Raw genomic sequence first — 19,279 nt, 5'->3', positions numbered from 1 at the left:
GTTTATGTTAAATGGATATTTGAAATGAAAATCTGTATGAACGCCCCGGCATTGGGTAGCTTTGTATTACCACATAGCTCTTGTCAAAAAGATTATTAACCTCGGCAGACAAGACGACTGGAAAATGCACAAATGAAGTTTTATAAATCACAGACGCGTCGCCAACTGAGTATGGCGGCATATAATCTCCGTCAGGGCCGTTGCTATTGATATTATTGTTATTGTAATACCTTGATGAAATAGCGGTCAGGTTATAATAAACACCTATCGGTCCCTTACTTACCCCGGCATTAAGGGCTACGGTATTTTTAGGGATGTAAGGTAACTGGTTAAGATAATTCTCATCAGTAGCGGGGCCTGTTACATTGAGCGCCTGCTGATATGAATAGTTTACGCTGACACTTAAACGATACCCCTTTCCGGGTAATATAGCGGTCTTGGTTCCCACATCTAAGCCTTTAATATCTACTTTGCCAAAATTTTGCGTCGAGCCGTTATAAAGCGTGGGTATGTAAACTATTTTGTTAGTAACATGATTAAAATAAGCGTCGCTGCTTATCGACAAAAAATCAAATACACCACCTAAACTTTTAGAGTACGAAAAACCGGCGTCATATTGCTGTGCAGATTCTGGTTTCAGGTTTTTATTGGGCGAATACCCGTAGTACAGATCGTTAAATGTCGGGTTTCTGAAACTTGATTTATAATATGCCTTTAATTGCAGATTCTGGTCGGCAACGGGCTTATAGGTAGCCATTAATGTCGGCGACAGCAGATGCTTGTCCGGGAACGCCGTTTTTCTTTCTACACTTTCATAAGTGTTGGTATACAATAAGCTTCCCTGCAGTAATAACTGACCCCAAGTAAAATCAGATGCCAGCGCGGTGAGTAAGGTCGCACGTGTTGGATTTGAAAATTGTGGTATATCGGCAACCAGATTGTTTACTGAAAGGTCTGTCGGTAAAGACACCTCCCAGTTACTTGAAATTTTATAAGCCAAAACTGCCGACTGATAATATTCCCGTTGTGTAAAATGCTGATCGAGCACCTGAGAGGTACCTGACAGGTGCAGATCTAAATAGTGTAGCTTGTTGTTCGCGAATTTTGAGTTTAGTAACAAACGCAATCCACCTGACCATTTTTGTTCATAAGATCCTTGTATAAACAAGTCGCGGTTCCAGACATGTTGACTTGTTGACGGAGGCACGCTATCTATTAAGGCCCCCGGCAGCCCTCTGTCTGAGTTATAGTAATTGATATGTAAGTTAAAATTGGCACCGTTATTGGCCCAGTAAAGTGCACCGTCTAATTGTTGTGTATTCACCTGAGTATTGATACGGGTGCCGGCCTCCAAAACGCCATTATCATTGTGTCGATAATTGTACTGGCCGTTGGCGTCTATTAAATAACTATTTACTACGAATGACCAATTATTAGTTAAACGTTGCTGCCATTGTAAATAGGGCTGAAACAAACCAAAACTACCAGCTTTTACGCCTGCAGTTATTTTATAAGGTGTTGTCCCGGTAAGTAAAGGCTTAATGGTTTTGATAGCTAATACGCTTGATGCGGTAAAAGCCTTAGCAGTTTGGCAAATATCAGGTGGCTGACCATTATACAAGGTAATCTCCTGTATATTATTCAAATTTAACTTTCCAAGATCGATCTGACCGTTTTCAGCATCGGTTATCTGTATGCCATCAAATAATACAGCTGTATGATTAGCGCCCAGGCCTCGAACGGAAATGGTTTTAAGTCCTCCTATCCCACCGTAATCTTTAATGCTTACGCCGGAAAGATCCCGAACAGCATCGGCAACATTAAAAGCGCTGTAGTGAATAAAATCAGTTAATGTTACTGTTTGTGATGGGCCCACGGCCGGAATGCCGGGTAGCGGGTTAGTGTTGATATTAACCTGTTTAATTTTTTTAGTTGTATCACTCTGGGCCGATACAGAAATTGGAAAAGCGAGGCAAGCCAATACAGCAAAATATCCAGCCCGGAGGTGTTGGTATCTAAAACTAAACCGTAAGACTTTCTTCATGCCTGTGCTAATCAACTACAGCAACACGATAAAAAATGGAACAGAAACACGCTAGCTATCCAGGTGAGTATCTCTAATCCAAGCTTCAATCCGCGAAAGCTGTGAACAACGTATAGTGCTCTGGCAGGTCTTCTGACTTACTCCCCTTTGTCCTGTCTTCCCATCTGTCGGTCGGCAAATAGTGACTAATTGAATGGACTTGGTTATGGAGCTTACAGCTGCGGGACAGTTACAGATTTACACTGTATTCCCTTTTAATTCTTGATCGATATGATGGTCGGCAAGAAACCTAAAGCGTTGCAAAAGTATAATAACCACCGCTAATAGCAAAGCTTTATAGCGTTTAATTTCATTTAAATAAAAACCACCTATACAATATGCTGTTAATAATGAAGAACATAAACGTTAAATTATGACAGAAAATACTTTATATCCGGTTAAACGATATGCTGCAGAAGCAGAGCCGGCAGATATAAATTTAAACTGGCCCGAACGCTATATCTCGATAGCAGTAGGCGTTAAAATGGCATTATCAGGACTGGGTCATTTATTTTCAAGTCCGCTTACCAGCATTTTAAAGCTAGGCGCAGGCGGATATTTACTCAATCGGGGTGTTACGGGTCATTGCGAAATTTATTCTAAAATTGGCAAGAACACACAGGAACCTATCGACATTACCATTCGCTCGGCTTTTACCATCAACAAACCGCGGGCGGCCGTTTATAATTTTTGGCGACAATTAGATAATCTCCCATTATTTATGAATCACCTTGAAAGCGTAGAAGTGATAGACGACACACGCTCGCACTGGGTAATGAAATTACCTACCGGCGTTGGCAATATCAGCTGGGATGCAGAGATTGTGGCCGACAAACCGGGAGAAATGATTGGCTGGAGTTCTTTACCTGATTCTGTTATCGATAATGCCGGCAAAGTATTTTTTCGAGATGCGTTGGACGGCAAAGGAACCGTGGTTGATGTATTGATTACCTATCAGCCGCCGGCAGGTGGCGTTGGTGCAAGTATCGCTAGTTTACTGAATCCTTTTTTTAAAAATATTGTAGATAATGATATCCGTAATTTTAAACAATATATGGATTTGGAGAACTCATTAAAACCAATCGCCAAAAACGGGCACGATCATAAATCGCCGTCAAAAAAACACGTAGCCGAAAAGCATTAAATTCAATTTAAATATTGGCAAAAAGCCTCATCCGGATAACCAGATGAGGCTTTTTAATTTGATTGTTGCTACAATTATTCTGTCTTCAGTCCGTATTTATCGGCGAATTTTTTGTACAATTCTTTATGCAGGTTATCCAGGTTAACATTTCTGCCTTGAATAAATTCTTGCTCAACATTAAGGGTTATCATATCCAATGCGTCGCCTGTTGAAATGAACAGATTGGCATCTTTGCCGGTCTCTAAAGTACCGGTAGTTTTGTCAATACCCAGTATCCTGGCATTATTCAAAGTGATCATGCTCAAGGCTTGCTCCTTAGTTAAACCATAACCAACTGCCTGACCGGCCTCAAAAGGTAAATTACGCTGACGCCAAAAACCAATGCCTGTTAATCCATATTCAACACCGGCATCCTGCAAAATCTTCGGTAATTTATAAGGCAGGTACACATCGTCTTCGTCGCGGGCTGGTAAGGTCTGCGTTTCGCGTATAATTACTGGTACGTTGTTTTGTTTTAACAGGTTGGTAACCAGGTATGATTCTTTTCCACCTACAATTACCGCCTTAATGCCTAATTTATTGGCGAAGTTCACTGCTTCAATGATCTCTTTAGCTCCATCAACATTAATGAATAGCTTTTTACTACCGTTGAATAAACCTTTTAATGCTTCAAACTTCAGGTTGATCACATCGGGCTTCACCTCGGCATAAGCCTTAGCAGCGGTAAACAGATTGTTAACATCGTCCAGTTGTTTTAGCCTGGCTTCGTCAGGCGATTCGCCGCCCGCTGCGGGTGCAACAGGCCCTCTCCGGCGTCCGGTTCTGACAACAGGCCAGTTTAAGTGAACAGCGATATCGGTTTTATAAGCAGCATCTTCCCAGTTCCAGGCATCCAGTTGTACCACTGACGATTGGCCCGAAAGCATGCCGCCGTTCGGCGTAGGCTGCGCAAGTACAATACCGTTAGAACGAACAGTAGGAATAACCTTTGAATCGGTGTTATAAGCAATCAGTGAGCGTACATTCGGATTAAGGTCTCCGGTTTCTTCGTCATCCACTGTACCCTTTGCTCCTTCTTCAATTTCAACTAAACCTAAAGTAGTTACCGGGCAGATAAAGCCTGGGTAAACCTGTTTGCCATTGGCATTAATTACCTCGGCATTTCCGGTATTGGGTGCCGAACCTTCCCCTATTGCAGTGATTTTGCCTTTGTCAAAAGCAACATAACCATTGCTAATCACCTTTCCGTTACCTACGTGAATGGTGGCACCGGTAATCACAATCGGCTTGCTTTGCGGCTTTGCCGGCGATATAACGGCTTGTGCATATGTCAGGACGGTGCTTAGTAACAATCCTCCAAATAATAATATCTTTTTCATGTTGTTGTATCCTTATTTTGATTTAGCCATTCCATTATAATCGTCAGCAACCACGTAAGCGCTGTCCTCAATCGTGTCGCAGGTATAAGCAGGGCGTCGGCGACCGCCACCACCTACAGGCTGTGTTGCTGCACCTTTGTTCTTAGCTTCGATCATTTTTTGAATAATGCGACCCTCATCGGCTTTCAATTCTTTCTGTTTAGCGGCATCTTTATCATAATCCCAGTACGGAACACCATCGACATAAGTTTTTTCAGCTACAGCATAAATCGATAACGGATCTGTCGACCATACTACGATATCGGCGTCCTTACCAACTTTTAAGCTACCTATTTTGTCATCAACGTGCAGCATTTTTGCAGGGTTCAAGGTAACCAGCTTTAAAGCTTCTTCTTCGCTCATGTGGCCGTAAGTAACCGCTTTACCGGCTTCCTGGTTTAAGCGGCGGGCCATCTCCTCGTCGTCAGAGTTAAAGGCAGTAACTACCCCCTCATCGTGCATGAGTTTACCATTATAAGGGATAGCTTCACTAACCTCATTTTTGTAAGCCCACCAGTCAGAAAAAGTTGAACCGGCAATGCCATGTGCTTTCATCTTGTCAGCTACTTTATAGCCTTCAAGTATGTGGGTGAATGTGTTGATCTTAAAGCCCATGGAATCGGCTACATGAATCAGCATATTGATCTCTGATTGTACATAGGAGTGGCAAGTGATATGACGGGTATCGTCCAATATCTCAACCAGGGCATCCAGTTCCAGATCGCGGCGAACATGGTTGCCTTTTACAGCGCGGGCCGCCTTGTATTCTTTGGCGCGTGTAAATGCATCTACATACACCTGCTCTACCCCCATACGGGTTTGGGGGAAACGGGTGTTAGGGCCTCCCTGTATATTAAAGTTACTTTGCTTCACGTTTTCGCCTAATGCAAACTTAATAAAGCCTGGTGCTCCTTGCAGTTTCATTGCGTCAGGCAACACACCCCAACGATGTTTGATCAGCATGGTCTGGCCTCCAACCGGATTGGCCGAACCGTGCAGAATATGCGAGGTAGTAACCCCACCGGCTAATTGGCGATATAAGTTGATATCTTCAGAATCTAAAACATCGCCTACCCTAACTTCAGACGTAACCGCCTGGGTACCTTCATTGATACCACCGGTTGCTGCAATATGTGAGTGTTCATCTACAATACCTGCGGTAATGTGCTTACCTGTGGCATCAATTACTTTAGCGTTGCCAGCCGGCAGATTTTTGCCTACTGCTTTAATTTTGCCGTTCTCAATCAATACGTCGGCATTTTGCAGTATGCCTTCCTTTTCGTTTGTCCAAACAGTCGCATTTTTAAAAAGTACATTTTCAGCTTTCGGAACTTCGGTATTGCCATAAGCCGTAAACGGATAAACTACCGGTCCGTAGGTTAAGTTTGGTTTTGGCGCTTCGCGATGTTCGCCAGCAGGTACAGTACCTGTGTAAACGGCCGACCAACTAGTCGAAGTCCCGTCAGGTAGTATCGCACCACCGGTTAAAGTCAATGGCGACGTCGACGAAATATAACCATTCAGACGAATGGTTCCGGTTGGTTTGTTTTTCAGATCGAAATACAAAGTCACCATGTCGCCTGTGCGGATAAAAGTACCACGGGCACGAACGCTGTCGGCACCGGTACGTTGAACAGATAGTTCATAAGAACCAGGATTGCCGGTTACGCGCAAGCCGATATCCGACAAACCATCGCCACTTAGTTTATAAGTACCGGCCAGGTTAATAGCACTAACGCGGCTAACTACGTATTGTCTGCCCTCTACCCAGTTCTCGTATATTACATTGTCTTTCTTGAATAGATTGTCAGAGGTGATCAGGAAGTTGGCCATTTTGCCTTTTGCCAATGAACCAACTTTGTCACTAACACCCAGCATTTCGGCAGGAATTTCAGTCAACGATTTTAAGGCTTGTGATTCGCTTAAACCATGATCTATTGCTGTACGCAGATTAACCCAAAAGTCACGCGGATTGTCTAATCCATAAGATGTTATCGCAAAGCGAATGCCTGCTTTTTCCATCATGGCCGGGTTGTTTGGCGCCAGCTCCCAGTCTTTTAATTGTTCGTATGATACCTTTCTTGCTTGCAGCGGATCTTCAACATCAAAAGGGTTAGGGAAAGTCAGCGGAATAATAAAACTGCTGCCGGTTGCTTTCATAGCATCAAGTCGGCGGTATTCGTCGCCATCAGTTTTGTAGATGTATTTTTTACCAAATTCTTTGGCGATCTTATCCGCACGCAACACCATCAGCGGGTCGCTTACCTCGAAAATCTGCGGCAAATTTTGCTGGCGATTAAACTCGGCTAACGAAATATTATACTCTTCTTTTTGCGAACCGTACCATTGCGCATCCAGGTAAGTTTGCCTGACCAAAGCTATGCTACCCATTAACGATGATGGATAGTTGGTAGCAGCAGTGCCTTTTGAGAATGAATAGTTTGCAGCGGCTTCGTCATTAAGTATTACCAAGTTATCACGCTCATCGCCCAAAGTAGCAACTACCGATGTACCGCGCGCTATACCATCATGAATTAACGACTGCACAGCGCCAAAGCCATTCTTTTTAAATACTTCAGCAGCAGTTCCATTGACGTGAAAAATCGACTTGACATTCATTTCGGGCTTTATTGCCTCGTTCCAGCCGTATGCACCTGGTTTGGTTGATATAGGTGTAACGGTACGGCCGCCAAATCCTCCGGCAAAAGCCTGGCGTGGTGCCTCGGGTTGTCCGTAGGTGGTATAGGCGTCAACCAGGCCGGGATAAATGTATTTCCCTTTCAGATCGATAACAACATAACCCTTTGGAACAGCGGTATTTGCACCAACCGATTCAATTACACGGTCTTTAACCAATAAAGTGCCATTCTGGATGATTTGTTGTGAGTTTACGACGATCGTCGCATTTGTAAAGGCGTATAAACCAGGGCGAATGTCCTGAACGCCATTTACCGGGAAGGTTTGCTGGGCTCTTGAAAAATTGAATAACAGTACAGCAAAACCACAGAGTAAAAGTTTCTTCATGTGATCCTAATTATGAGTCAGTTATAGTATCACCTAATATAACTTTAATTGTTGAGTTTTTAATTGGGTAACAGAAATGTTAGGGAAACATTCTCCCGCAACCGTCATTGCGAGCGAGGAACGAGTGTGGCAATCTTCGGATATGCGATACAGCGAAGAGATCGTCACGCTCGTTCCTCGCTCACGATGACGTTTTGAGAAATAGGAAATCGCCACAAACAAAAAAGACCCGCATTGCTGCAGGTCTTTTCTTAATATTTATTGGTTACGATTTATTTTACCGCATCAACCACTGCTTTGAAAGCGTCCGGGTTGTTCATAGCTAAATCAGCTAATACTTTACGATTTAAACCAATGTTTTTAGCGGCTAACTTACCCATTAATACAGAGTAAGAAATACCGTGCTGACGTGCACCAGCGTTGATACGTTGGATCCACAAAGCTCTAAATTCTCTCTTTTTGGTTTTACGGTCGCGGTAAGCATATTGTAAACCTTTTTCAACTGTGTTTTTAGCAATAGTATAAACTTTGCTGCGTGAACCCCAATAACCTTTGGCGAGGTTCATAATCCTTTTTCTTCGTCTTCTCGACGCTACGGCGTTTACTGAACGTGGCATTTTGTTGTCTTTTTGGTAGTGAGTGTCCGTCAGCTGACGGATCTTGTGATACTCTAATACCTGGTTAAAAATTAATTAATTACTTGCCTATACCAAGCATACGTTTTACGTTACCCATGTCTGCTTCAGATACTAATGAAGTTTGAGTCAGGTTACGTTTACGTTTTGTTGACTTCTTGGTAAGGATGTGGCTTTTGAATGCGTTTTTTCTCGCAATCTTACCTGTTCCAGTAAGCTTAAAACGCTTTTTTGCACTGGAGTTGGTTTTAGTTTTTGGCATATCCGTTATTTATTTGTGTTAATTACTGCGTTTCTCAACGCATTATCTTTAGCTGTCCATCTGCATATTAACGCAGTTGCACACTTTTAAACCTTATTTTTTTACACCTTTAGGAGCAACTGTCAGGAACATGCGTTTACCTTCCAGTTTTGGTAATTGCTCTACCTTGCCCAGATCTTCTAAAGCTTGTGCAAAACGCAGCAATAATATCTCGCCTTGTTCTTTGTATACAATTGCACGGCCTTTGAAGTGTACGTAGGCTCTCACCTTCTCGCCAGCTTCCAGGAACTTGGTGGCATGCTTTAATTTAAACTCAAAGTCATGATCATCCGTGTTCGGTCCGAAGCGGATCTCCTTGATAACCGTCTGCTTAGCATTGCTCTTTATCTCCTTTAGCTTTTTCTTTTGCTCGTAGATAAATTTGTTATAATCAGTCACCTTACAAACCGGCGGAACCGCGTTTGGAGATATCTCAACAAGATCTAACTCTTGTTCTTCGGCTATTGCTAAAGCGTCTCTTAATGAATAAACGCCTTGCTCTACATTGTCGCCCACTAAGCGAACCTCTGTAGCCTTAATAAACTGATTAATGTTGTGTTCGGCCTCTTTTTTCTTAAAAGGAGGCCTTGGTCCTCTGTTGAAAGGTCTGTTTAATGCCAAGTTATACGGTTATTTCTGTAATTATTTGTTTTTTAAATTCTTCAATGCTCATACTTCCCAAATCGCCCTGACCATGTTTACGAACTGAAACCTTATTTTCTTCAGCTTCTTTTTCGCCCACAATCAGCATATATGGGATTTTTTTAACTTCAGCGTCACGAATTTTTCTACCGATTTTTTCGTCCCTAAAGTCAATTAGCCCGCAAATATCGGAATCTTTTAGTTCATCTGAAAGTTTTTTTGCATAATCTTCATATTTTTCAGAGATCGGCAAAATGATAAACTGTTCTGGCGACAACCACAGCGGGAAATTACCGGCGCAATGTTCAATCAACACCGCTACAAAACGCTCCAGTGAGCCAAACGGCGCACGATGAATCATAACCGGGCGATGTTTCATATTATCGCTGCCTGTGTATTCCAATTCAAAGCGCTCTGGCAGGTTATAATCAACTTGAATTGTTCCCAATTGCCATTTACGGCCCAGGGCATCTTTCACCATGAAGTCTAACTTAGGGCCGTAGAAAGCAGCTTCACCCAACTCAACTACGGTTTTCAGCCCTTTCTCGGCAGCGGCTTCCTGTATGGCAGCTTCGGCTAAAGCCCAGTTTTCATCGCTGCCTATATATTTAGCTTTGTTTTCGGGATCGCGAAGTGATACCTGTGCTATGTAATCATCAAAGCCTAAAGCCTTAAATACATAAAGCACCAGGTCGATAACCTTCATAAACTCTTCCTTAACCTGATCAGGGCGACAGAACAAATGCGCATCATCCTGCGTAAAGCCACGTACGCGGGTTAAGCCGTGCAGCTCGCCACTTTGTTCGTAACGATATACGGTACCAAACTCGGCCAAACGCACCGGAAGGTCTTTGTAAGAGCGTGGTTTTGTTTTATAGATCTCGCAATGATGCGGGCAGTTCATCGGTTTCAGGAAGAACTCCTCACCTTCTTGCGGGGTTTTTATTGGCTGGAACGAGTCGGCGCCATATTTCTCATAGTGACCAGATGTCACATATAAGTTTTTGTGGCCGATGTGTGGTGTAACTACTTGCTCATAACCTGCCCTCGCTTGCGCTTTTTGCAGGAAGTTAACCAGGCGTTCACGCAAAGCGGCGCCTTTGGGTAACCACAATGGCAGGCCCATGCCTACTTTTTCAGAGAAAGCAAACAGCTCAAGCTCTTTACCCAATTTACGGTGATCGCGTTTCTTAGCTTCTTCTAAAAGATGCAGATATTCAGTTAATTCGCTCGCCTTAGGAAAAGTAACACCATAGATACGGGTTAACTGTTTACGGCTCTCGTCGCCGCGCCAGTAAGCACCGGCAACGCTCATCAGCTTTACAGCTTTAACGAAGCCTGTATTTGGAATATGCGGACCGCGACAAAGATCAGTAAAGTTACCCTGGGTGTAGAAGGTAATGGCCCCATCTGGCAAGTCTTTGATCAGATCGAGTTTGTACTCGTCGCCTTTTTCAGTAAAATAAGCTATAGCATCAGCTTTTGATACCGGTTTCCGAATAAACTCTTCTTTGGTCTTAGCCAGTTCGATCATTTTGTCTTCAATGGCTTTGAATTCGTCTGATGAGAACTCGCGGTCGCCAAAATCAACGTCGTAATAAAAGCCTGTCTCAATAGCCGGACCGATACCGAATTTTGTACCTGGGTAAAGCGCTTCCAGCGCTTCGGCCATTAAGTGCGCTGATGAGTGCCAGAAGGTTGATTTACCTTGAGTATCATTCCAGGTTAGTAATTTAACGCTCGAATCTTTTTCAATCGGGCGGCTCGCGTCCCACACCTGGCCGTCAACTTCGGCGGCTAAGACGTTGCGGGCTAGGCCTTCAGAGATTGACAGTGCAATCTGCATGGCAGTGATACCGTTGTCATACTGACGAACGGACCCATCGGGTAGTGTAATGTTAATCATCTACAACTATGATTTAAATTTTATAAATATGAAATTATCAGACGGTCACTTACGCGTGTGACCGATAGTTTTATGCGACGAAATTACAATTATTTTGGAATTATTTAAGCTTAGCCTGATAATGTTCTCTTACATGTTGATTAATGTAAGTGGTTAACCCCTCGCCTCTTTTCGCAAGTGTTTTCATTTCAGCTATGGCTGCGGCACCCGCGCTTTTATTGGTATAACGGTATACAGAACCATCTCTGAATTTTATGCTGATGCTATTTCTGCCTATTTCATAAGCGATAACCCCTGCTTCATGACCATCTGCGTTGTAAGTTTGCATATAACATTGTTAACAAAATATTTGCCAAATGATTGGTATCTGAAACAGTCCTTTTTTAAAACTTTAGTACTTTAGCCACTCAATCCAATTGTTGACTAATCTATTAAATATGAATTTGAAAAAACTGTTTATCCTGTTTGTTTGTGCGGGATCGTCGTTTGCTGTGTCTGCACAGAAATGGGAACCCAAGCAAGCTACCCTTATGACCAGATTTGCTAAGGATGTTGATCCGGAGCACGTACTGCCTGAGTATCCGCGGCCACAAATGGTGCGTAAAGAATGGATGAATCTGAACGGCCTATGGCAATATCAACCCGGCGCTGCCGGCGATGCTCTGCCTCAGGGTAAATTAGATAAAACTATCCTGGTACCTTTTCCGGTTGAATCTGCTTTGTCAGGCGTGAAAGAACATCATGACCGCCTTTGGTATCGCCGTACGTTTACGGTACCGGCTAACTGGAAAAACAAGCATGTTATTATCCACTTTGGCGCTGTCGATTGGTTGTCTGAAGTATATGTGAACGGTAAAAGCTTAGGTGAGCACAAAGGTGGTTACGATCCATTCTCATATGATATTACCAGTGCGCTTACCAAATCAGGCCCGCAGGAATTGACCGTACGCGTTTATGACCCAACCGATCTAGGCGGATATCCGCGTGGCAAGCAGACTTTGCATCCGCAGGGTATTATGTATACCTCTGTTACGGGTATCTGGCAAACCGTTTGGCTGGAGCCTGTTGCTGTCAATAGTATCAGCGATATAAAGATCGTTCCTGATCTGGATAAATCAGCTGTAAAGTTAACCGTCAGCACTATGGGTAATACTGCTGGCGCAACTGTGTCAGTCAAAGTTAAGGATGGCAATAATGTTGTTAAAACGGTTTCTATCAAGCCTAATATAGAGACCAGCATCCCGGTGGCTCATCCAAAATTATGGTCGCCTGACAGCCCTTTCCTTTACGGCCTAGATATCACCCTAAATAAAGGAGGCACAGTAACTGATAACTTAAGCAGCTATTTCGGTATGCGTAAGATCTCAGTTCAGGAAGATGGCGGTTTCAAGAAGCTTTACCTGAATAACAAGTTCTTATTCCAGCTGGGCCCGCTGGATCAGGGTTTCTGGCCCGATGGCGGCTACACCGCCCCTACCGATGCAGCTTTGAAATACGACCTGGAGATGACCAAAAAATTTGGCTTCAACATGGTGCGTAAGCATATTAAATATGAGCCTTATCGCTGGTATTACTGGGCCGATAAACTGGGCTTATTGGTTTGGCAGGATATGCCTTCGCCAAACTCATATACAGAGCACGTGCCGCCCGTTGACACCGCCGAATTCAGATCAGAATTAACACGCTTGATCAAAACCCATTGGAACTCGCCGTGTATTGTTACCTGGGTTATTTTTAACGAAGCGCAGGCTCAGCACAAAACTCCTGAATACGTAAGCATGGTACACAAGCTTGATCCATCGCGGCTAATCAATCAGGCCAGCGGCGGTAACCATTTTGGTGTGGGCGATTATTTGGATATCCACAGCTACCCGCCTCCGGGTGTGCCATACAGCAAAACGCAGGTACTGGCCTGCGGGGAGTATGGCGGTATCGGCTATATTATTCCGCAGCATACCTGGAAGGTGGGCGACACCTACATCATGATCAATAACAAAAAGGATTATCTGAATTTATACGACAAGTTCACCAAAGACCTTACCCTGTACAAAACCAACATGGGGCTCAGCGCTGCGGTTTATACAGAAATTACCGACGTTGAGGTTGAGCTAAACGGTTTGATGACCTATGACCGCGAGGTAATTAAAGGCGATGTGGATAAGATCTATGCTTCAAACTATGCAGCCATACATGATAACTTGTTTATTAAGAATGTGTTGCCATCATCACAAAAAGAAAGCAGAAACTGGAAGTATACTTTTGAGCAGCCCGAAGGCGATTGGTTTAAAACCAATTACAGCGATGCTGCCTGGAAGTCAGGACAAGCGGGTTTTGGAACACACGGCACTCCGGGTGGTAATATCAAGACTATCTGGAACACTAACGATATCTGGTTGCGCCAGGATTTTACTTTAGGTAACCTGACAGCCGCCGAGCGCGATAAGCTGGTACTGTATATTCACCATGATGAAGATTGCGAGGTATATATTAACAGCGTGAAAGCCGCCGAGATCAGTGGGTATACATCTGCTTATACGGTGATCCCTATCAATGCGGCGGGCAAGGCTGCTATCAAAGCCAATGGTAAAAACGTTATTGCCATACACTGTAAACAAACCGCGGGCGGCCAGTATATTGATGCCGGTTTATCGTTATTGAGCAACACCAGGCTGTAAGCTAAAATTGAATTTACAACAAAGGGGGTGATAAAATCATCCCCTTTGTTGTTTCACAAAATATGAAACACTTTGAAACACCTTTTTTAATTAATTATCTAGCAATCAATGTTTTATTAAATAGCAGTGAAACACTTTGAAACAGTAGTAATACTTTATGTAAAATCCGCATTGTTCTGTTTATAAATAACTTATGTCATTTTGGTGATTTCTTTAAAAATGGGGTGAAACACTTTAAATGAAACACTTTTTTAAAATTTATGGCTTCGGCAGTAAGTGCTTCTGTACTTTTCCTAGAGCGGTTCGTGGCAAATTTTCAACGGTGATAAATGAGCGCGGCACCTTAAATGACGCAAAGGCGTTTTTACACTTCTCTTCAATCAAAGCAGCATCAAAGCCCACATCGGGCACTATGTAAGCCACGGGCATTTCGCCACGTGTTTCATGCGGAACGCCTACCACGGCCGCCTCAGCCACACCAGCTTGTTCTAACAGAAAATCCTCTATCTCGCGCGGATAAATATTAAAACCCCCGCTAATAATCAGGTCGCTTTTACGGCCTTTAAGCGTGAAGTAGCCATCGGCAGACATTACCCCCATATCCCCTGTTTTGAAATAGCCGTTGCTAAACGCTTCTGCGGTAGCTTGTTCACGGCGCCAATAGCCGGCACAAACGTTCGGGCCTTTAATATGCACTTCGCCCTCTTCGTCAAAACCGGCTTCCCGTCCGTCGGGCAAGATAATTTTGGCCGATATGCCAGGTAACGGAAAACCAATGCTTCCCGGGCGACGCTCGCCAACGTATGGGTTACCGATATTCATCAGAGTCTCGGTCATGCCATAACGCTCCAGTATTACATGGCCATATTTACCTTGAAACTCTTGTAAAATATGCGCGGGTAACGGGGCCGATCCGCAAACAAACAAGCGGGCATTGGCACCTATTTGCCGGGCAACGTCTTCGGGCTGATCCAACAGGCGGATATAGATTGTTGGTACGCCAAAAAACAAGGTGGGTTTAAATGTCAGGAATTCCTCAGCAGCTTTACCGTGTTCAAATCTTGGTAACAGTTTCATCGTACACCCGCTTAGCAGCCAGCACATAATACCGTTGCCCAGGGCGTGTACATGAAACAGCGGTAACGCCAGTAAAAAACGATCAGCCTCAGTGATTTTCCAGCAGGCATTAAGGTTAATGCCATTGGCCATAAAGTTATTATGGGTAAGTATTGCCCCTTTTGAAGCGCCGGTGGTGCCACTGGTATAAATAAGGGTTGCCGGGTTATCTCCGGTGAGCAGCACGGACGGTTTTGTATTTGGCTGATGCTTTACTTCTTCAATAATATCGGCTAACTGCCACACTTGATAATCGCAGGGAATTTCGCCTTTGGCTATCAGCGCTTTCGGATCGGCATCTGTCAAAATATGCGTCATCTCACGCTCTTTATACAAAATGTTTACCGGTACGAAAATGATACCCGTTTTGACGCAAGCCAGGAAAATATCGATTATTTCAACACAGTTTTCCAGATATACACAAATGCGATCGCCGCTCACGAACCCCTTTGCCTTAAGTAAATTAGCCATGCGGTTACTGCGCGCGTCAACATCGCCAAAAGTAAAATGCTCGTCGCCAAATTGCAGCGCTAATTTGTCTTTGCGCTCACTGAGCGATATATTAAAAAGGTCAACTAAATTCATAGATTGGTATATATACGCTTAATCATTAGCAATTTTAAGCGAGGTAAAACAAATCAGCAGCGAAAATACGCCCATTAGCACAAATGCCAAATTGAAATTCCCGGTATGGTCAGTTATATTGCCAACCAACGGCGCAGCTACCAGGATAAATACTATGCCCAACATGTTTACCAGCCCCATAGCAGCTCCGGCCCTTCCGGGAAAAATAGCAGCGGCACGGTTAAATAAGCCTGCATAAGGCAATCCGCAACCCACGCCCAATAATATAATAGCTAAAACATCAGCGCCAAAAACTTTATTAAATGCCGCCATTATAAAACATCCAACCGCGTTTAACAACAAACTGCTGATGATTAACTGACGAACGCCAATTTTAGCTAATAATTTACCCCCAATGGGCCTTGTAAAAATACCGAGCAATAGGGCCAGCGAGGCGATAAAACTAATCAGTAACTTATTGTCGGCCGCAAAGTTTTCTTTCAGGATGGTGGTTACCCAGGAGCTGATAGCGATAACCAAACCAAACGAGGCCATCTGTACCAGCCCCAATAGCCACAGCTGGCTGTTAGCTATCATTTTCATCAATGAATTATGCGGATGGACTTTGTCTGGCGGATTGGGCGCCATAAAAAAAATAATTAAACAAGTAAGCCCTGCCAGGGTTGCGGTTAACAAAAATGTAGGTGGCCATGCTTTATAATGATCGGCTATTTGCGGTACCACAAATATTACAAAGCCCGAGCCTAATAATATGCTTGCACCATAATACCCCTGGTATATTAACAATTTTTCTGTCGGGATGCATTGGTAAACATATCTGGCCCCCGCTACAAAACTGGTACCTGTACCCAATCCTACAAAAAACTTCCACAATAATAATTGGGTGTAGTTATGTGAAAATGCTATACCAAAATTACCTATAGTTACCACAATCAGCGCCAGCACCATAACCTTACGGGCACCAAACTTGTCGGCAAAAAAGCCGCCGGGGATTTGCATAGCTGCATGAGTTAAAAATATAGCTGTGGTTAAAAAACCAAACATAGCTTTGGTGAAAGGCTGGGCCGGCGAAGTAAAGCTGGCCATGAGCCAGTTTTTTAAAGGCGCGTGGTTGGTATAATTGGCAGAAAAAGCAAAACCTACCAGGCAAGCTAATACCAGTACCTTTTTTTGCTGCCCGTTGCTTAGCAGCAAGGTATTGTTACTCATATTTAGGTATTTATAAATGGGTTATTCCAAATATAGAACAAGAAAGCATTGTTAAGACAAATTATTTAAATGACCTATAAATAATTATCAAATTCACAGCTATTTTAGCGCACTAATTATTTTAAACATGCAGGCTTTTTATCTCTACTTAATCCGTGTGGCGATTATCGCTATCAGTGTATCTTTATTTTTCGTTAAAACCAGTTTTGCTCAAGCTCCCCAAAGCTACCCAAGGGTAGTCGGCTATTTTAGTATTGCCAACCCGTTAGCCACGTTAAGCGGAGGTAAAATCACCGGCAACTTTTCGAAAGTTTATACCGTCAATTTTCCGTTTGGCCTCAACCTTTTAAAAAGCGACAAGTTTGGTGTAAGCTTTGAAATAACGCCAGGGGTACGTACGGAAAACAACATCTCGAAAGTTAGTTCGGTAGCTTTTAGTCCGGGTGGGATATTCAGGTTAAAAAATAATTTCGCCGTGGTTCAGCGTGTAGCGTTTGAAACCAGCGGCCGCTTTGGCTTTACTACCATTTTAAATAAAATTGTAGTTAAAGGTAAAGACGCCAGTTTATTTCTGGCAGTGCCGTTTGCTACCCGGTTTGGCAACAACATACCTGTGTCATTAGGCACCAGCATACAGATGGGGCTATTTTTCTAATCGTTAAAACATAAAAGGCCCGGCGAATATTCACCGGGCCCTTGAAATATTTAATTAAACCGTAAAACGGTTGCTATTAGCTGTTTTGACGCTGCTGGCGTTTTTCGCCGGCTAATGGCAGGCTTGAAATATAAAGCACAATACCAACACCGAAAGTAATAAAGCCACCGTAAGCTAATCCTGCCGAAGCGCTGATACCGCTTCCTGAATCCGCAGCGTTTAAAGCGTGATCCGGAGTAAATACAAACGCTCCAACTACTATTAATATACCAAGCAATGTAATGATTAATCCTAAGGTCCTTTTCATGTCTTTATAAAAAATTACTGCGCAAATATATAAACTTTGAACTTTAATCATATATCTAAAACAATTCTTTTACTTCTTACTTTTAATAAGCAGTATTTTATTTTCCAGTAAACTCTTACTATGCCCCAAACCTCTACTTTTTTTAAATCAGGCCTAAAAAAACTACTTGGCTTATCAGCGTTTTTACTTGTCGGCCTTTCAATTTTCCCGTCAGAACATGTTTTTGCACAGGCCGCGATCAACTACGAACAAAGATCTATAAAAGATACAGTTCCAAAACCACGCGGGCGCCATATTAACCGAACCAAACATTTTGGCCGCGCAGCTATTGAGCTGGGTGCCGCCGAAATATTACCGTGGACCTGGGACCGGTATCTTAAAAATGCCGATTATGCACACATTTCCTGGAAAACTGTAGGTGACAACCTTAAACCTAACAGCTGGACCTGGGATGATGATAACTTTCAAACCAATCAGTTTGGTCACCCTTTTCACGGTAGTCAGTTTTATAACGCGTTTCGCTCCAATGGATATACCTTCTGGCAATCGGCGCCTGCGGCCCTGGTTGGTAGTTATATTTGGGAAAGTACAGCCGAAAATCAGCCTCCGGCGCCGAATGATTTGATTAATACAACGTTTGGCGGTATTGTTTTGGGCGAAATGACCTATCGTTTAGCCAATAAAATGACCAATACCGGCCAAACCGGTGTACGCCGACAGCTGACAGAGATATTTGCGTTTTTAATTAACCCGGCCAATGGTGTAAACCGTATCCTGGACGGAAAATGGGGAAAGGCAGTGCCTAAGGAAAAACGCGACTCGTCTGGTATAACCACCGAAATTGATTTGGGTGCGCGCACCTTTAATCGCGATAACTCCAATATCCTGCATAATAAAAATTACGGCTGGTATGGCCACGCCAAACTGTTATACGGTACCCCTTACAAAGATTACGACACGCCATTTAGTAATATAACCATAAATGTAGAGGTGGGTAAGGACGACAGTTCGCTGGTAAATATGGTGAGCGTATATGGTTCGTTAAAAGGTTGGGAAATTAAGTCGAACGAAAAGCTTCAGCACTTGCTTATCTTATCGGCTGATTACGATTTCTTGCACAACTCGGCATTTTTTTATGGCGGCCAAAGTGTTAAAGCAAACTTTTTATCAGAGTATGATATCACCAAAAATACTAAGATAACCACCTCATTTGGGGCCGGACCGATACTGTTGGCTGCTATTCCTGACCCATATCTGCGCTTACAACACGGCCGCGATTATGACTATGGCCCCGGTGTGGCTTTTAATGCCGGCGGGCAATTAACGCTGCTTAATATACTTACCTATGGAATACATTACCAGGGCGACTGGACAATAACTGAGAACGGGCACCCCTCCCATTATTTTCTACATGCCGTATCAAGCGAGGTTACGCTAAATGTTATTAAAAGCCTGGCTTTTAGTATTGAATCGGGTTATTTTACACTGCACGGCGTTTATAAAGATTATGCTAATGTTGATAAGCGGTATCCGTACCTGAGGTTATCAACCCGGTATACGATGAATTTTTAAACCAGAT

General features: G+C 43.3%; 15 protein-coding genes and 1 riboswitch. Of the genes, 4 read left to right on the top strand and 11 right to left on the bottom strand.

Going from position 1 to position 19,279, the window contains the following annotated elements:
• Positions 1-7 precede the first annotated feature (7 nt).
• Positions 8-2,044, bottom strand: coding sequence for a TonB-dependent receptor (locus ACFS5N_RS03715; RefSeq protein ID WP_377182369.1), 2,037 nt, complete (start codon positions 2,042-2,044; stop codon positions 8-10).
• Positions 2,045-2,149: 105 nt separating this feature from the next.
• Positions 2,150-2,353, bottom strand: a riboswitch (cobalamin riboswitch).
• A 103-nt stretch (positions 2,354-2,456) separates the two neighbouring features.
• On the opposite strand from ACFS5N_RS03715, the gene ACFS5N_RS03710 reads away from it, so the two are divergent.
• Positions 2,457-3,227, top strand: coding sequence for an SRPBCC family protein (locus ACFS5N_RS03710; protein ID WP_377182367.1), 771 nt, complete (start codon positions 2,457-2,459; stop codon positions 3,225-3,227).
• Positions 3,228-3,301: 74 nt separating this feature from the next.
• On the opposite strand, the gene ACFS5N_RS03705 is transcribed toward ACFS5N_RS03710, so the two are convergent.
• The 7 genes from ACFS5N_RS03705 to ACFS5N_RS03675 form a co-directional block, all read right to left on the bottom strand.
• Positions 3,302-4,606 (bottom strand): amidohydrolase family protein, encoded by a 1,305-nt coding sequence (locus tag ACFS5N_RS03705; RefSeq protein ID WP_377182365.1) that lies wholly within the window; start codon positions 4,604-4,606, stop codon positions 3,302-3,304.
• 12 nt (positions 4,607-4,618) lie between these two features.
• Positions 4,619-7,669, bottom strand: a complete 3,051-nt coding sequence (locus ACFS5N_RS03700) for an amidohydrolase family protein (RefSeq protein ID WP_377182363.1) — start codon at positions 7,667-7,669, stop codon at positions 4,619-4,621.
• 272 nt (positions 7,670-7,941) lie between these two features.
• Complete coding sequence (gene rplT / locus ACFS5N_RS03695) at positions 7,942-8,286, bottom strand: 50S ribosomal protein L20 (protein WP_377182361.1); 345 nt, start codon at positions 8,284-8,286, stop codon at positions 7,942-7,944.
• Positions 8,287-8,365: 79 nt separating this feature from the next.
• Entirely contained in the window at positions 8,366-8,566 is a 201-nt protein-coding gene (gene rpmI, locus ACFS5N_RS03690; protein ID WP_377182359.1) for a 50S ribosomal protein L35, read from the bottom strand.
• 93 nt (positions 8,567-8,659) lie between these two features.
• Positions 8,660-9,226 carry a translation initiation factor IF-3 gene (infC, locus tag ACFS5N_RS03685; RefSeq protein WP_377182357.1) on the bottom strand — a complete coding sequence of 189 codons (567 nt, stop codon included), beginning with the start codon at positions 9,224-9,226 and terminating at the stop codon, positions 8,660-8,662.
• 1 nt (position 9,227) lies between these two features.
• Entirely contained in the window at positions 9,228-11,153 is a 1,926-nt protein-coding gene (thrS, locus tag ACFS5N_RS03680; RefSeq protein ID WP_377182355.1) for a threonine--tRNA ligase, read from the bottom strand.
• A 100-nt stretch (positions 11,154-11,253) separates the two neighbouring features.
• On the bottom strand, positions 11,254-11,481 hold the full coding sequence (locus ACFS5N_RS03675) for a hypothetical protein (protein ID WP_377182353.1): 228 nt from the start codon (positions 11,479-11,481) through the stop codon (positions 11,254-11,256).
• A 109-nt stretch (positions 11,482-11,590) separates the two neighbouring features.
• Here ACFS5N_RS03675 and ACFS5N_RS03670 point away from each other — a divergent pair, with 109 nt between their 5' ends.
• On the top strand, positions 11,591-13,828 hold the full coding sequence (locus tag ACFS5N_RS03670; RefSeq protein ID WP_377182351.1) for a glycoside hydrolase family 2 protein: 2,238 nt from the start codon (positions 11,591-11,593) through the stop codon (positions 13,826-13,828).
• 258 nt (positions 13,829-14,086) lie between these two features.
• Here ACFS5N_RS03670 and ACFS5N_RS03665 read toward each other — a convergent pair whose 3' ends face one another.
• Positions 14,087-15,529 carry a class I adenylate-forming enzyme family protein gene (locus tag ACFS5N_RS03665; RefSeq protein ID WP_377182349.1) on the bottom strand — a complete coding sequence of 481 codons (1,443 nt, stop codon included), beginning with the start codon at positions 15,527-15,529 and terminating at the stop codon, positions 14,087-14,089.
• 18 nt (positions 15,530-15,547) lie between these two features.
• Positions 15,548-16,738, bottom strand: a complete 1,191-nt coding sequence (locus ACFS5N_RS03660; RefSeq protein WP_377182347.1) for an MFS transporter — start codon at positions 16,736-16,738, stop codon at positions 15,548-15,550.
• A 127-nt stretch (positions 16,739-16,865) separates the two neighbouring features.
• Here ACFS5N_RS03660 and ACFS5N_RS03655 point away from each other — a divergent pair, with 127 nt between their 5' ends.
• The gene (locus tag ACFS5N_RS03655) at positions 16,866-17,393 is read left to right on the top strand and encodes a hypothetical protein (RefSeq protein WP_377182345.1); all 528 of its coding nucleotides are present in this window, start codon (positions 16,866-16,868) and stop codon (positions 17,391-17,393) included.
• Between the two features lie 76 nt (positions 17,394-17,469).
• Here the strand turns inward: ACFS5N_RS03655 and ACFS5N_RS03650 are convergent, their stop codons facing one another.
• A complete protein-coding gene (locus ACFS5N_RS03650; RefSeq protein ID WP_377182343.1) occupies positions 17,470-17,700 on the bottom strand; it encodes a hypothetical protein in 231 nt (76 codons plus the stop codon).
• Between the two features lie 120 nt (positions 17,701-17,820).
• On the opposite strand from ACFS5N_RS03650, the gene ACFS5N_RS03645 reads away from it, so the two are divergent.
• The gene (locus ACFS5N_RS03645) at positions 17,821-19,272 is read left to right on the top strand and encodes a DUF3943 domain-containing protein (RefSeq protein ID WP_377182341.1); all 1,452 of its coding nucleotides are present in this window, start codon (positions 17,821-17,823) and stop codon (positions 19,270-19,272) included.
• The last annotated feature ends 7 nt before the right edge of the window (positions 19,273-19,279 follow it).

The organism is Mucilaginibacter ximonensis (genome assembly GCF_042686265.1).
Taxonomy (GTDB): domain Bacteria; phylum Bacteroidota; class Bacteroidia; order Sphingobacteriales; family Sphingobacteriaceae; genus Mucilaginibacter; species Mucilaginibacter ximonensis.
This window is presented reverse-complemented; position numbering and strand designations above follow the sequence as displayed.